Source organism: Halorussus litoreus, assembly GCF_003382685.1.
In the GTDB taxonomy this organism is placed as follows: domain Archaea; phylum Halobacteriota; class Halobacteria; order Halobacteriales; family Haladaptataceae; genus Halorussus; species Halorussus litoreus.
The window spans coordinates 13,979-28,045 of record NZ_QLVG01000045.1 but is presented as its reverse complement, the minus strand read 5'-3'; the positions used below and the strand labels follow the sequence as shown (position 1 = coordinate 28,045).

Sequence of the window (14,067 nt, the reverse complement as noted above, 5' to 3'; positions counted from 1 at the left end):
GCCCGCCGAGACACGCGCATGGAGAAACGAACCGCGGCGCTGGCGGTGCTGGCTGTCTCACTTGCGACGCTGGTCGTGTTCGCGAGCCTCGGGGCACTCGTCCCCGCGAGCGCCACCGACGATCCCGCAGCCGAAGCTCCTCCAGTCGAAACACCTCCAATCGAAACCCCCGCAACCGGAACCCTCGCAGTGACGGACCGAACGCCGCCGGAACTCCCCGAGCAGTGGCAGGAAACCGACGGTGGCGACGGCGACGACACCTTCGCCGACCTCGTGCGGACGCCGGACGGCGGGTACCTCGCCGTCGGCTGGACCGAGCGCGACGGCAACGACGACGGCTGGCTGGTCAAGATCGACGGCGAGGGCAACGAGCAGTGGTCCAAGACGCTCGGCGACTCGGGCACCGACCGCTTCTGGGGCGTGGCCGAGACCGACGACGGCTACCTGCTCGCGGGCCGGTCCGACGAAGACGGGGGGCAGAACGGCTGGGTCGTCGAGATCGGCTTCGACGGTGAGGTCGTCCGTGAGCGCACCGTCGGTGCTGGAGCATTCTACGCGCTGGCCCGTGACGATGGCGGTGTTGGCGAAAGCGGCGACCCCGTCTCGAACGAGTCCGGAACGCCGAGCGACGCTGGCTACCTCCTCGCCGGGATGACCTACGGCAGCGACGGTAACCCCGGCTGGCTCCTAAAGCTCGACGGAGACCACGAGGAGGCGTGGCGGACCACAGTTTCGACGCCCGATGACTACGGCGACGGCCGCCTCCGAGCTATCGTGCCGACGGACTCGGGCTACTACCTCGCCGGGAAGGCCGTCGGCGACAGCGACGACGGCTGGGCGTTGAACGTCGACGCCGAGGGCGAGACCGAGTGGGCGACCACCGTGGGCGGCCCGGGCAGGGACGACGTGTGGGCGGCGGCATCGGTTTCCTCGACGACCGAAGGAGCGAGCCCCGAGGACGACGGCTTCGTGCTCGCAGGCGAAACCGAGAGTGACAGCGAGGGGCCGCGCGACGGCTGGCTGGTGAAGTTCGGCCCCGAGGGCGAGGTCGAGTGGGAGCGCTCGCCCGGCGGCGAGGGGACCCAGTGGCTCGACTCGGCGATGCGGACCGACGACGGCTTCCTGTTCACGGGGAGCTCGAATCAGGGGCCCCACGGGAGCGCGGACGGCTACGTGCTGGCGACCGACGAGAGCGGCGAAACCCGGTGGGAGAGCTACTACGGCACGGCCGCGTGGGACAAGCCGTGGCCCGCCATCCGCGCCCACGGTGGCGGCTACCTGCTCGCGGGCAAGACGACGATGGGCAGCGACGACGGTGACGGTGACGGCTGGCTGCTCAGAATCGGCGACGGAACGGACGGAGCGGGCGGGGGAGGGACCACGGGAGCAGAAACGACGGGAGAGACCGCCACGGTGGACGGTGAAACCTCTGAAGCACCCGCTACCGACCGGACGACCAGCAGCGGTGACACCACCGCCGAAGCCATGCAGGGCGAGACGCCGACCGCCAGCGACGCACCCGGAGCGGTCCCCGGATTCGGTGTCGGTGCGGCGCTGATCGCGCTTCTCGTGCTCGGAGTGGCACTGCTCGCGGTCCGGCGCTAAGTTGATGGGTCCTGCAAAGTCGGCTGTGCGGACCCTGCGGAGTGGGCTGTGCGCGTGCGGCGCGGTCGACCGACCGCGCCGAACGCGCGCAGCCGAGGCCGAAAACGAGGTCAGAGCGGCGCGTCGGACTCCCGGAGGAGCCGCCGGACGTGGCCCAGCGAGTAGGAGACGCCGAACTCGCGCTCGATGAACTCCCGGACCGCGTCGGGAGTCCACGACGAGCCGTCGACGCCGTGTTCCTCCGGCGGTTTCGAGAGCGCGTCGAACAGTTCCTGGCGGTCACGTTCGCCGAGTTCGGCCGGTCTGCCCGGCCGGTCGTCGTCCTCCACCGCTTCTGCGATGGGCTTGTCGTCGATGCGGTCGAGCCAGTAGTACAGCGTCGACTCGGGAACGCCGTACCGTTCCGAGAGCGTCGACACCGGGACGCCGTCCTTGTACGCGATGGCGATCATGAGCCGCTTGGTCGCCTTCGGACTCTCGGCCGCGTCGAGTTGCTCCCGCAGGGCCGCCAGCGTGACGCCGTCGAGCTTGTCCATCGTGACGAATTTTCATATTTCTGGTTTTTAATTGTACCCCTTTCGTTCGATCGCGGGAAAGCTGAACCCGCCGAAACGTCGCTTCGCAGAAACGCGCGCACCCCCGACGTTTTGGCGGCAGGGCGCGTAGCGGCCCGCATGAGACTGACCGACTACGAGCTGTTCGAGGTGCCCCCGCGGTGGCTGTTCCTGCGCCTCGAAACCGACGACGGCGCGGTCGGGTGGGGCGAGCCCGTGGTCGAAGGGCGGGCGCAAACCGTTCGCGCCGCGGTCGAGGAACTGGTCGAGGAGTACCTGCTCGGGGAGGACCCGACTCCCATCGAGGACCACTGGCAGACGCTGTACCGCGGCGGATTCTACCGCGGTGGCCCGGTGCTGATGTCGGCCATCGCGGGCATCGATCAGGCGCTCTGGGACCTGAAGGGTAAGCAGTTCGGCGCACCCGTCTACGAACTCCTCGGCGGTCCGGTCCGCGACCGAATGCGCGTCTACCAGTGGATCGGCGGCGACAGGCCTGCGGACGTGGCCGAGGCGGCCAGCGAGCAGGTCGAAGCGGGGTTTACGGCGCTCAAGATGAACGCCACCGCGGAGACCGAACGCGTCGAGTCGCCCGACGAGATTCGTGCGGCGGTCGACCGCCTCGGCGCGGTCCGCGAGGCCGTCGGCGAGTCGGTCGACGTGGGCGTGGACTTCCACGGTCGCGTCGCCAAGCCGACCGCAAAGCGACTCGCGAGCGCGCTCGAAGTCCACGAACCGATGTTCGTCGAGGAGCCGGTGCTACCCGAGCACAACGACGCGCTCCCGGCGATCGCGGCCAACACGACGACCCCCATCGCCACGGGCGAGCGGATGTACTCGCGCTGGGACTTCAAATCGGTGCTGGACGACGGGACCGTGGACGTAATCCAGCCCGACGTGAGCCACGCCGGGGGTATCACGGAGGTAAACAAGATCGCGTCGATGGCCGAGGCCTCCGACGTGGCGCTCGCGCCACACTGCCCGCTCGGCCCCATCGCGCTCGCGTCGTGCCTGCAGGTCGACGGCTGCGCGCCGAACGCCCTGATCCAGGAACAGAGCCTCGGCATCCACTACAACGAGGGCAGCGACGTTCTCGACTACCTCGCCGACCCCTCGGTCTTCGCGTACGACGACGGCTACGTCGCGCTCCCTGACGGCCCGGGCCTCGGCATCGACATCGACGAGTCGGTCGTCCGCGAGCGCGCAGGCGACGTGAACTGGCACAATCCCGTCTGGCGACACGCCGACGGCAGCGTCGCGGAGTGGTAGCATGGCGGACGACACACTCGCGGCGTTCCCCGATGTCGACGACGAGGACGACCGCGAACTCGTCGCGCGCCACCAGCGCGCGGTCAGAGATCTCGACGGGGTGACCGTCGACGGTCTGGTCTACGAGTACCGGACGCAGTTCCACCGCGACCCGCTCGTGACCCAGAACGAGACCGCGTACTTCCTCGCGGTCCGGAGCCACGTCTGGGACGAGTTCGCCGAGCGGACGGACCTGAGCGACGAGGAATTGGCGAGGCTGAAGGAACTGCACGCCGAGCAGTTCGCGGCGAGCGTCGGCGGGCAGTCCGGTAATGATCGGGGGAGCGGAGAGCCGATGGTCTTGACGAAGGAGTAAACTCCGCCGCCGAACGACTGAAGCGCGCCGCGGTCGGGAGCGAGTCTCACGTATGAACCGATTCGAGGGCGCGGCGGTGGTCGTCACCGGGCGGAGCGCAGACGAAGGCGAAGCGACCGCGAGGGAATCTGCGAGAGCGGTGGCCACGCGAAATTCGTTCGCGCGGACGTGCGCGAACCCGATCGCGCGGACGTGCGCGAACCCGACGAAATCGTGCCGCTGGTCGACGCGACCGACCAGGATACGGCGGCATCGACGTGCTGGTGAACAGCGTGGGCGTCGAGACCAACACCGCCGTCACCGACGCGAACCGACTGGTCGATGGCGGTCGGTCGGCGCTGCTGCAGGACGACACCCTGCCGTCGTACCGCGACCGGGCCGAATCCGACGAGAACGGCTGATAAGTCGGAGTTGAGCCGGCGATTTCTCCAAGCGAAACGATGGTTCCTCGATTCAGGGCGATGGTTTTGGGTTTCCGCTTCCGTGAATTATTTGTATAGCCGAATAATCATTGATATATATCGATTGTGGCCGTCGATATCAATCCACCCATGAAAACTGACACGGAGCCCTCTACGGAACGCGTACCGTCCCTCGACCGGGACGGGCGTGCGGCGTATCGCGTCGAATCGAGCGACCGAAAACCGAGCACGACAGTCGTCCACGCGGTCGCGGAGCTGTCGGGCACCGACCCGCTCGGCGGTGGGGCGGTTCTCTACGACGTAGTGAACCCGGACGCGCTCGACAGGCTGTTCGCCGACCGCCACGACGGGACTTCGCGACCCGTGGGGCGGATCTCGTTCGAGCTACGGGGCTGTCGAGTCGAGGTGCGAAGCGACCACGAGGTCGTGGTGTACGAACCGGTCGACGGTCGCGGCGAGTCGCGCTCGTCGGCCACCGGATCGGCGTGACCGCGTCGTGGGCTGTGGTCCCACGGTAAGGTGATCCTACCGTCGGAATCGCCGCGAGGGATCGGGTTGGGACGGTCCTCGTTCCGCGGAACGGTAAGAACGGGGACACGAAAAGGTAATGTACCGATAGTCGCTGGTTCGCGCAAGGGGAGATTACCGCATGGCCGTCTCGAACAACGTCACGTTCTGGGAGATGTTCCGGGAGCTACCGGTTCGTACCACGCTCGCCAGCGTGGTCCCGGTGCTCCTCGTCGTCGCACAGCTACTCAACGGATTCGTCCACGGCGTTCCGATGGTCCGAATTGCGGGCTTCGCCGTCGGGATGTTGATCGCAGCGGTGCTCGTCACGCAGCACCACCTCGCGACGTTCCGCCGCGGGAAGCTCCAGCAGGACCTGTTCGGCGGAGACGACGGTCGGTGAACGATATCGAGCGACCGAAAGGACACTACTCCTGCGTTTCCGGGTCGAACCGCTCGAACCAGTCGGTCAGTTCTGTCAGACGGTGGACCGCCCGGTCTGGGTCGCCGATGGCGTGGTGCTCGTCGGGATAGACGACGAGGCGCGCGGGGACGCCCTGTTTCTTGAGGCTCACGTACAGCTGCTCGCTCTGGGAGGGCGGACATCGCCAGTCCTCGCCGCCCGCGGTCACGAGCAGGGGCGTGTCCATCTCGCCCACGTCCGCGATGCTGCCCGCGTCGTCGTACCGCTCCGGGTTCTCCCACGGGAGGCCGAAGTCGTTCGCCCACCAGACGTGCGAGTCGTCGATGCCGAACGCCGAACGGAAATCGTAGACGCCGTGCTCGGCCGCGGCGGCCGCGAACCGGTCGGTCTCGGCCACGAGGTACGCCGTCGTAATAGCGCCGTACGAGAAGCCGGTCGCGAACAGCTGGTCGGGGTCGGCAACCCCGCGGTCGATCAGTTCGTCGACGCACGCCAGCACGTCGGCGGTCTCGCGCGGGCCCCAGTCGCCGCGGATGGCCTCGCTGAACTCGCGGCCGTACGAGGAACTGCCGCGGTAGTTGGGTCGAACCACTGCGTAGCCCTGCCCGGTCAGGTAGGCGTAGAGGAACTCGAACGTCGGCGCGTCGTACGAGACGGGGCCGCCGTGGACCGACGCGACGAGGGGAACGGTGTCACCTTCGCTTTCGCCGGCCACGTCGCTTTCACTGGGGTCGAAATCCGCCGGGAGGTAGACGATGGCGTCGATCTCCTCGCCCTCGGACTCGACGGTAATCCGCCGGCAGTCCGGCATCCGATGGTCAGCGACGAGGTCGGCAGTTGCCTCGGTGAGCTGGGTCGGCTCTGCGGTGGAGCCGAGCGAATCGAGCGACCCGGTTCCGAGCGCGTGGAGTTCCCGACCGCTCTCGGGATCCGAGAGCACGACGGCCGCAGTCCTGCCGCGGCAGTCGAATCCCTCGACGGTCCTGTCCCGGCCCTGCGCGTCGAAGGTTCGCTCCGGGCGCTCGTCCGCGCGGAAGGTCGCGAGGCGGGTCAGCCCCTCGTCGCCGATGGGCGCGAGCAGGTCGTCGCCGTCCCACGCCGGACCGCCGAAACTGGCGACCGTGCGGTCCAGATCGCCGGCCCACGAGCCGACCGAGACGACTGGCTCCTCGGAACTTGCCGAGTTCGCCGCGGCGGTCGAGTCGACCGCCGCGGCGAACTCGACGACGTACGGCTCGGCGGGCACGTGGCCGTTCTCGGGGTCCCGGCCCACGAACGCGAGTCGGTCGCCCGCCGGATGCCAGCGGAGTCGCGACGCGGTGAGATCCGAGTTGGTCAGTTTCCGCAGGTCCGAGCCGTCCGGCGCGACGGTGTAGACGTCCATCACGTAGTTGTCGTCCGGCCGGTCGGTCCGGTTCGAGAGGAAGGCGATTCGGTGGTCTTCAGCACCGGCCACGGGAGCTGGCGACCACGCGGGGTTGAGTCCGGTCATCGGTTCGCGCGCGCCGCCACCGTAGGCGTCGTCGAGCCGGATCGTTTCGCGGGAGTCGTACTCGACGACGAACAGGTAGGTTCGAACGTCGTCGAGCCAGCCCGTCCCGTCGTACTTGTGCTGAAGTCGCTCGGTCTCGACCGGCGCGTCGTCCTCTCGCCGGGCGCGGAGGTAGTCGCGCTGTTCGTCGTCGGGGTCGCGGGCCGCCACCACGAGACGGTCGCCGTCGGGCCCCCAGTCGTAGCCGCGCGCGCCCTCCTCGAAGGTCGTCAACTGGCGAGCGTCGCCGCCGCGTTCGAGGTCGAACGCCCAAATCTGGGGATTCGGTTCGGTCTCCTCGTCGTCGGGTTCCCCGTTGGTGGATTCGTCTCCGCTGGAATCGTCCTCGCTGTTGGAATCTTCCTCGCCGGAGTTCTCGTGATCGCCTTGGTTGACTGCGATTTCGGTGTCCGTCTCGCGGGCCGCTCGGAAGGCGAGTTTCGACCCGTCGGGGCTCCACGTCGGGTCGCTCGCGTCTGCGTCCCGCGTGAGTCGGTGAGGGTCACGGCTCCCGTCTGCGGGCGCGACGAACAGCGACGTTCGCCGCTCGTCGGCCTCGTGGTCGAACTCGTCGGCGACGAAGGCGACTCGGTCGCCGGACGGTGAGACGACGGGGGCCGAGACGAGCGTCAGGTCGTAGAAGTCCTCGGGGTCGAGCGGGTCGCTCATGACGAACGTGTCGCAGTCCGACCGTATCAGGGTGTGGGTACCGGATGCAACAGGAGAACCGGACGAGGTGGAGGGATCGGATGCAGCGGGGTATCGGTCGCGATGGAGGGATCGAACGCGGACGAGGTCAGGAACCGCGACGTCGGCCCGATATTGTGCGACCTCTGCAAAACGGTTAAAGCCGTCGAATGCGAAGGGCGAGGCGATGACCGACGACCAACTCGAAGCGCTGCGAGAGCAGAAGCGCCAGGAGCTTCTGAACGAGGGTGCCGCAGGGACAGGAGCCGAGGGGGGAAGCGACGATGCGGAGACCGGTGTATCCGCCGCACCCGACGACCCCATCCACGTCGAGAGCGTCGAGCAGTTCTCGACCGTCACGACCGACTACGACGTGGTGCTGGTCGACTTCTACGCGGACTGGTGTGGCCCGTGCAAGATGATCGAACCGACGGTCGCCGCAATCGCAGCCGAGACCGACGCGGCCGTAGCGAAGGTCGACATCGACCAACACCAGGGGCTCGCCGCCCAGTACGGCGTTCGGAGCGTGCCGACGCTCCTGCTGTTCGCCGACGGGAAGCAGGTCGAGCAGATCGTCGGCGCGCAGGACGAGTCGAAGCTCCGGAGCCTCGTGGAGCGGTACTGCTGAATTTCGGTCGGTGTCGCAGACTGCACTGTGATGACACAGTAATTAAGACCGTCCGACGCGGAGTTTCTCGAATGGGCTTTCACACCTTCGACCCTGCGACGGCCGACAAGCTCGAAGACGTCTCGCGGTACCGCTATCTCTCCCGCGAGGAACTGCTTGCTGGGCTGGGTTTCGACACTGGCTCTGGAAGTGGAAATCTCGGCACCGTCGCGGATCTCGGGAGCGGAACTGGCTTTTTCACCGACGACGTCGCTCCGTTCGCTGACGAGATTCGGGCCGTCGACCTGCAGGCCGAGATGCACGAACTCTACCGCGAGAAGGGCGTCCCGGAGAACGTCGACCTCGTGACCGCGAACGTCGGCGACTTGCCGTTCGACGACGGAGAACTCGACGCCGCCTTCTCGACCATGACGTTCCACGAGTTTGCGGGCGACGGCGCGCTCGCGGAGGTCGCCCGCGTTCTCGGGGCTGACGGTCGACTGGTAGTCGCCGACTGGACCGCCAACGGGGACGGTGAGAGCGGCCCGCCGGTCGACGAGCGGTACGACCGCGACGGGGCGGTCGACCTCCTCGACGACGCGGGATTCGAGACCGTTCGGGCCGACGAGCGCCCTGAGACGTTCCTCGTGGTTGCCAAAGCCGGACGCTAACTGTCGCTGGCGGGGAGCGAGGATGCAAGCTGTTGACGGGGTACCCACGGCCCTGACTACCCACGGCCCTGACTTTGTAACGACCACGCCGACTACGACACCACGATTTCCGCTGTTTTGCGGGAGTCTGGCAGGTTTCGATGAGTACCCAGCGGGAATTCGGTGCGGACTCAGAAAGACTGGAGTAGCCTCGCGGTTGATGACGGACTCCAGTCGTGGCGGTTAGTGATTGAGCCTAGGTCGTGCGAAGGTGACGACCGGTGGACGAACACCACTGTTTCCGGTGTTTTGGTCGAGGCTATGGTCCGGGCGTTCGGTCAGGATTGTCGGGGTGAGACTCCGAAAAGACGTTTCCGCTGGAGACCGGATATTGAACCGTTTTCACCGTTCGTCTGGTCGAAGGTTCCTCGAGCGCTCGAGCGATTGGACTGGTGGAGTTCGAGGAGCCCCACACCACGATTTCCGCTGTTTCTCGAAGATTGAGTCGGTCGAGTGGTCGGAGATACGAGCGGAACACCCACCCCATCGTTTCCGCTGTTTCGGTCGGGTGAAGGGTTGGGGTGGGGTAGAGTGGAGGAGGGGTAGGATTAGGGGAGGGTTGGAGAAGGTCGGGGGTTGCTCGGAAAGAGAACAGATCTGCTCGAAACGAAACTAGGACCCAGTCGAGACAGCATTTGCATCCACCGAGCCAAAACCATAGATGACCTAAATAACTAATTTAAACAATTTAAATAATTTCGTCTATTTGCGCTACGGGTATTGTTTAACAGTATTATATAAAAATCTACCGCTTACTGTAGGCCGGATTCCCTCGCCCCATCCTCCCGCTCCCAAAAGCTCCGGAAACGATGGGGTGGGTGTGGTGCACCGTTTCGACTTAAAGAATCGCGATGACAGAGACAGCGGAAACGACGCACCCTTGAAAACCACCCTCGACGTAAAAATCCTCGAAACAGAAGAAACAGCGGACGCCCCTGTGACCACCGGGCTTTATGTCGGCGTCCGTTCTATCGGGGCACAACGACCATGCCATCGTTCAGCTTCGACCGGGACAACTCCCTCTACAAGAACCGCGACGCGTTGCTGGAGGAGTACACCCCGGACAACCTCGTCGGGCGCGACGAGGAGCTCGAGGAGTACCACGCCGCGCTCCAGCCGATCATCAACGGCGAGGCCCCCTCGAACATCTTCCTCTACGGCAAGAGCGGCGTCGGCAAGACCGCAGCCACGCGATTTCTGCTCAGCCGGCTTCAAGACGACGCCGCCAAGTACGACGACATCTCCCTCGACGTCCTTGAGATAAACTGCGACGGCCTCAACTCGAGCTACCAGGTCGCGGTCCGACTCGTCAACACGCTGCGGGACCCCTCCGAGCAGATCAGCAACACCGGCTACCCGCAAGCGCAGGTGTACAGCTTCCTCTGGGAGGAACTCGACGAACTCGGCGGCACCATCATCGTCGTGCTCGACGAGGTCGACCACATCAACGACAACTCCATCCTCTACCAGATCCCGCGTGCCAGAAGCAACGGCTACCTCGAACACGCCAAGATCGGACTCATCGGCATCTCGAACGACCTCTCCTTCCGAGATTCCCTCTCCGCGAAAGTCCGGTCGTCGCTCTGCGAGAAGGAAGTATCCTTCCCGCCGTACGACGCCACCGAACTCCAGAAGGTGCTGGCCCAACGCGAGGCGGTCGCGTTCCACGACGGCGCGCTCGCCGACGACGTCATCCCGCTCTGCGGCGCGTACGGCGCGCAGGACGCTGGCGACGCCCGGCAGGCGCTCGACCTCCTGCTCGAAGCCGGCGACCTCGCGCGGAAGGAGGCGGTCGATCAGGTTACCGACGAACACGTCCAGGAGGCCCGCGAGAAGCTCGAACGCGACCGCATCATGGAGGGCGTCGCCGACCTGACCGAGCACGCCCGGCTCGTCCTCTACGCGCTCACGTCGCTCGAAGCCGAGGGCGAGACGCCGACGCGCTCCCGTGACGTCCGGCCCCGCTACGAACAGCTCTGCAACCACGTCGGCACCGAACCGCTCACGAGCCGCCGGATGCGCGACCACCTCGCCGACCTCGCGATGCTCGGTGTCATCTCCTCGACCGAGAAGAACGAGGGGATGTCCGGCGGCAAGTACCGCAAGCACGCCCTCAAGCAGGACCTCCAGCTCGTCGTCACCGCACTTGAGGAGACCATCGAGTTCGCGGGTGTCCACGAGAGCATCCGGCCGTACTACCAGACCACGTTCGAGGACGACGGGAGTTGAGAAAACCGTCCGAGGAACGCTTCGGAGAGACTTCTTTCGAACCCCGCTGTTTCCGCTGTTTTGCGCACAGAATACAGGGCTCTCGGACTCACGACCGCGCTTCGGGCAACCCCGTGATTTCCGCTGTCCACCCACTCCAGCCCCAACACCGCCGTTTCCGCTGTCTGTCTTGCCCCATCACTATCAACCAGCCTGCTGTCTACATTCGTCGCTTCCTGAAACGCGCCTCGACCGCGTGAAAACTCGGAAGTCGACTCACGTGGTTTCGATTCGCACGGAAAGTATTGCCGCGTGGACAGCGGAAACGGCGGGGTAACGACGGAAGGTTCGTTCAGGCGCGCCCTACTGGCCGTGCTCGACTTCCAGAATCCGGGAGTCGCAGTCGGCGCAGCTCACCGCGACCACGTCCATCGTCCGGCAGCAGGACTCGACGGTGTCCTGCTCCATCGCGATGTCGCCGCCACAATCGGGACACGTCTCGAGGAAGATGCGGAGGCCGCTCAGCACGCGGCTCTGGTTCGTGACCGTCAGCGCGTCCCAGTCGGGGTACCGCTCTTCGAGCACCTTCGCCGCGGCGAGGTCCGCGACCAGCGCGGCGCGGGACTCCCACTGGCCGAGCCGTCCCTCGTCGTAACCGGCGACCAGCGCTTCCTCGTGTTCTTCGAACGAGAGCTTCTCCTCCTCGACATCGAGGACGTGGCTCAGCTCGCTCTTCTCGGAGCCGTCCCGGTCGATGGCGTCCATGTGGTCGTACCACGACTCGCGGAACGAGTCGGTGAGACAGAGGTCGTCGACGCCCTCGCAGCCTTCGACCGCGCCCGCGTCCGCCAGCACTTCCTCGGGTTCGCGCTCCTCCTCGGCGACCCCGACTTGCTCGGCCTCCAGCTTGTCGAACTTCGCCAGCACCCAGTCTGGGAAGTACCGCTTCGTGAGCGTCGGCGTTCCCGGCACGAGATACCCCCGGAAGTAGATGGCGGCGAGCGAGAGTGCGAACACCGCCCCGCCACCGACCGGGGTGAGTACCACGCCGGCGGCCGCGCTCCCAACCGCAGCGATGACGACGTTGACGATCGTACAGGGCGTGCACCGATTCTCGCCGGTGTACTCCTGTTGCTTGAATCGTTCGAGGGGTCCGGCCGATTGCGTACTCATACCGTTGTGTTCGCGGTTTTATCCATATATATCTGTCGCTAAAGCAAACGGACATATCGGGACAATATGGACCATTCGAAAAAGGACCAGTCGAAAAAGGACCAGTCGAAAAAGGACCAGTCGAAGAAGATGGACTGGTCGAGGCGAGATGGCCCTCCACAGAGGGTTCCCGCGAGCCGTCACCTACTCCCGGTCGAGGACTGACACGCTTCGAGGTGAAGCGTCTTCGTCGGTGGCGCGCCGGAGTCGGATCGTCACCGCACTGCCGTCGGTCCGGTAGTCGTCGAACGACACCTGGCCGCCGAACTTGCCGACGATCCAGTTGGTCAGCCAGAGGCCGAGTCCGCTGCCGTGCTGGAGCGAAGTCTCCTCGCCCTCCGCGAGTACCTCACGCTCGGTCTCGGGGATGCCCGGACCGTCGTCGAGCACCGTCACGTCGACCCACTCGCCGTCGTCGCTGGTCGAGACGCCCACTCGCACCGTGGGGTCGTCGTTGTGCTCGACCGCGTTCTCGACGACCTCGCTAATCGCCGCGCCCAGCGTCTTGTCCGCGTACACCGTCGCCGAGTCGGGGGTGTCGATGAGGATTTCGGCGTCCGAGCACGACTGGCGGAACTCCGAACAGGTCCGCTCGACGCAATCCACGACGTCGATCTGGGCGGTCGCTCGGGGACCGCCGTCGAGCGTCTTGCCGACCTCGCGGGCCTTCTCGCTGATCTCGATGAGGTCGCTCGCCTTCTGCTTGATGACCTCGGCCTCGCGCCCGGCCGGCGGGAACTCTTCGATCACGTTCTCCGCGCGTCCGATGACCACGTTGAGGTCGTTGCGGAGGTTGTGTCGCAGTATCCGGTTGAACACCTGGAGTCGCTGTTCGCGCCCGACGAGTTCCTCGTGGGTCTGGACCGATTCGATGGCGGAAGCGATGCAGTCGCCGAACTTCGAGAGCACCCGGCGCTCGTTCGCGCCGAACGCGTATCTGGCGTCCGACCAGACGCTCAGCACGCCGTAGTCGCGGGTTCCGTACGCGAGCGGGACCGCCGCGGCAGCGTAGCCGTCGTCGACCGCCCCGTCGGTTTCGAACCCTTCTCCGCCTTCGATTCTGGACGACTCGCCGCCCTGCATTCGGAACGACTCACCGGGGTCGAGTCCCTGCGCGATCTGGATCGACCGCGTCTCGGCCGCGTCGCGGACGGGCACCCGGTCGCGGCCCGCTCGGTTGTCGTCGAGCAATACCGGGCCGAGGTAGCGTCGGCCGATGCCGGCGACGGCTTGCGGGCGAACCGCGCGGGCGTCCTCGTCGACCTTACCGATCCACGCGGACACGTACGGCTCCGAGTCGGCGAGTCGCTCGCAGACGGTTCGCTCGATGACCTCCTGTGAGGACGCGCCGAGTATCGTCTGGCTCACGTCCCAGAGGAGTTCGTTCACGGTCGTCTGGCGGTCGGCGAGTCGCTCGCTCTGGCGACGCGCGATGGCGTTGTCGATGGCGTCGGCCAGCACCGCGAACTGGTCACGCTCGCCTGCCGTCGACTCGCCATCGCTCTTCGGGAGGTAGTCGGCCACGCCGGCCGAGATGGCGTCGCTGGCGACCCGTTCGCTCCCCTTTCCGGTCAGCAGGACGAAGGGAATCTCGGCGTCGATTGCGCGGAGCGCGTCGAGCAGTTCGAGCCCGTCCCCGTCGGGCAGGTCGTACTCGCTGACGACGCAGTCGAACTGCTCGCGCTCGACGGCCTCTAGGGCCGCCTCCCCGCGGTCGACGGTGGTCACGTTCATGTCGTACTCGCCGTCGAGGGTCCTCGCCGCCACTCCGGCGAAGTCGGCGTCGGCGTCGACGTGCAACACGCGGGGATGCGCGCTCGCCATTCTCTGTACGTCGGCCATTCACCGCCGCCTTATAAATGGTTTCATTTCTTCAATTACGACTGTGATATATTCCGGGTGGCGTCGAGTCACCTCGACGTTGGTATCGAATCGAGTTAGTACCTCACACTGACTCGATTCGAGACGCGGTCGCC

General features: G+C 66.1%; 13 protein-coding genes. 9 read left to right on the top strand and 4 right to left on the bottom strand.

The window, feature by feature from the left end; genetic code table 11:
• The first annotated feature begins 18 nt into the window (after positions 1-18).
• Positions 19-1,605 (top strand): hypothetical protein, encoded by a 1,587-nt coding sequence (locus DPQ64_RS13740; protein WP_115864886.1) that lies wholly within the window; start codon positions 19-21, stop codon positions 1,603-1,605.
• Positions 1,606-1,715: 110 nt separating this feature from the next.
• Here the strand turns inward: DPQ64_RS13740 and DPQ64_RS13735 are convergent, their stop codons facing one another.
• The gene (locus DPQ64_RS13735; RefSeq protein ID WP_115864885.1) at positions 1,716-2,141 is read right to left on the bottom strand and encodes a helix-turn-helix domain-containing protein; all 426 of its coding nucleotides are present in this window, start codon (positions 2,139-2,141) and stop codon (positions 1,716-1,718) included.
• 138 nt (positions 2,142-2,279) lie between these two features.
• Between DPQ64_RS13735 and dgoD the strand changes: the two genes are divergently transcribed.
• The 5 genes from dgoD (at position 2,280) to DPQ64_RS13715 (ending at position 5,115) form a co-directional block, all read left to right on the top strand.
• Entirely contained in the window at positions 2,280-3,428 is a 1,149-nt protein-coding gene (dgoD, locus tag DPQ64_RS13730; RefSeq protein WP_115864884.1) for a galactonate dehydratase, read from the top strand.
• Position 3,429: 1 nt separating this feature from the next.
• Positions 3,430-3,783 carry a hypothetical protein gene (locus tag DPQ64_RS13725; RefSeq protein ID WP_115864883.1) on the top strand — a complete coding sequence of 118 codons (354 nt, stop codon included), beginning with the start codon at positions 3,430-3,432 and terminating at the stop codon, positions 3,781-3,783.
• Positions 3,784-4,040: 257 nt separating this feature from the next.
• Positions 4,041-4,184 carry a hypothetical protein gene (locus tag DPQ64_RS18875; RefSeq protein WP_157971711.1) on the top strand — a complete coding sequence of 48 codons (144 nt, stop codon included), beginning with the start codon at positions 4,041-4,043 and terminating at the stop codon, positions 4,182-4,184.
• A 150-nt stretch (positions 4,185-4,334) separates the two neighbouring features.
• On the top strand, positions 4,335-4,694 hold the full coding sequence (locus tag DPQ64_RS13720; RefSeq protein ID WP_157971710.1) for a HalOD1 output domain-containing protein: 360 nt from the start codon (positions 4,335-4,337) through the stop codon (positions 4,692-4,694).
• Positions 4,695-4,854: 160 nt separating this feature from the next.
• On the top strand, positions 4,855-5,115 hold the full coding sequence (locus DPQ64_RS13715; protein WP_115864882.1) for a hypothetical protein: 261 nt from the start codon (positions 4,855-4,857) through the stop codon (positions 5,113-5,115).
• A 25-nt stretch (positions 5,116-5,140) separates the two neighbouring features.
• Here DPQ64_RS13715 and DPQ64_RS13710 read toward each other — a convergent pair whose 3' ends face one another.
• Positions 5,141-7,336: a S9 family peptidase gene (locus DPQ64_RS13710; RefSeq protein ID WP_115864881.1), complete on the bottom strand. Its 2,196-nt coding sequence runs from the start codon at positions 7,334-7,336 to the stop codon at positions 5,141-5,143.
• Positions 7,337-7,541: 205 nt separating this feature from the next.
• On the opposite strand from DPQ64_RS13710, the gene trxA reads away from it, so the two are divergent.
• The 3 genes from trxA (at position 7,542) to DPQ64_RS13695 (ending at position 10,900) form a co-directional block, all read left to right on the top strand.
• Positions 7,542-7,982: a thioredoxin gene (trxA, locus tag DPQ64_RS13705; protein ID WP_115864880.1), complete on the top strand. Its 441-nt coding sequence runs from the start codon at positions 7,542-7,544 to the stop codon at positions 7,980-7,982.
• Positions 7,983-8,053: 71 nt separating this feature from the next.
• The gene (locus tag DPQ64_RS13700; RefSeq protein WP_115864879.1) at positions 8,054-8,632 is read left to right on the top strand and encodes a class I SAM-dependent methyltransferase; all 579 of its coding nucleotides are present in this window, start codon (positions 8,054-8,056) and stop codon (positions 8,630-8,632) included.
• Between the two features lie 1,026 nt (positions 8,633-9,658).
• On the top strand, positions 9,659-10,900 hold the full coding sequence (locus DPQ64_RS13695) for an orc1/cdc6 family replication initiation protein (protein ID WP_115864878.1): 1,242 nt from the start codon (positions 9,659-9,661) through the stop codon (positions 10,898-10,900).
• 342 nt (positions 10,901-11,242) lie between these two features.
• Here the strand turns inward: DPQ64_RS13695 and DPQ64_RS13690 are convergent, their stop codons facing one another.
• Both DPQ64_RS13690 and DPQ64_RS13685 read right to left on the bottom strand, forming a co-directional pair.
• Positions 11,243-12,052 (bottom strand): hypothetical protein, encoded by an 810-nt coding sequence (locus DPQ64_RS13690; protein ID WP_115864877.1) that lies wholly within the window; start codon positions 12,050-12,052, stop codon positions 11,243-11,245.
• A 183-nt stretch (positions 12,053-12,235) separates the two neighbouring features.
• Positions 12,236-13,915, bottom strand: coding sequence for a response regulator (locus tag DPQ64_RS13685; RefSeq protein WP_115864876.1), 1,680 nt, complete (start codon positions 13,913-13,915; stop codon positions 12,236-12,238).
• Between the last annotated feature and the right edge of the window lie 152 nt (positions 13,916-14,067).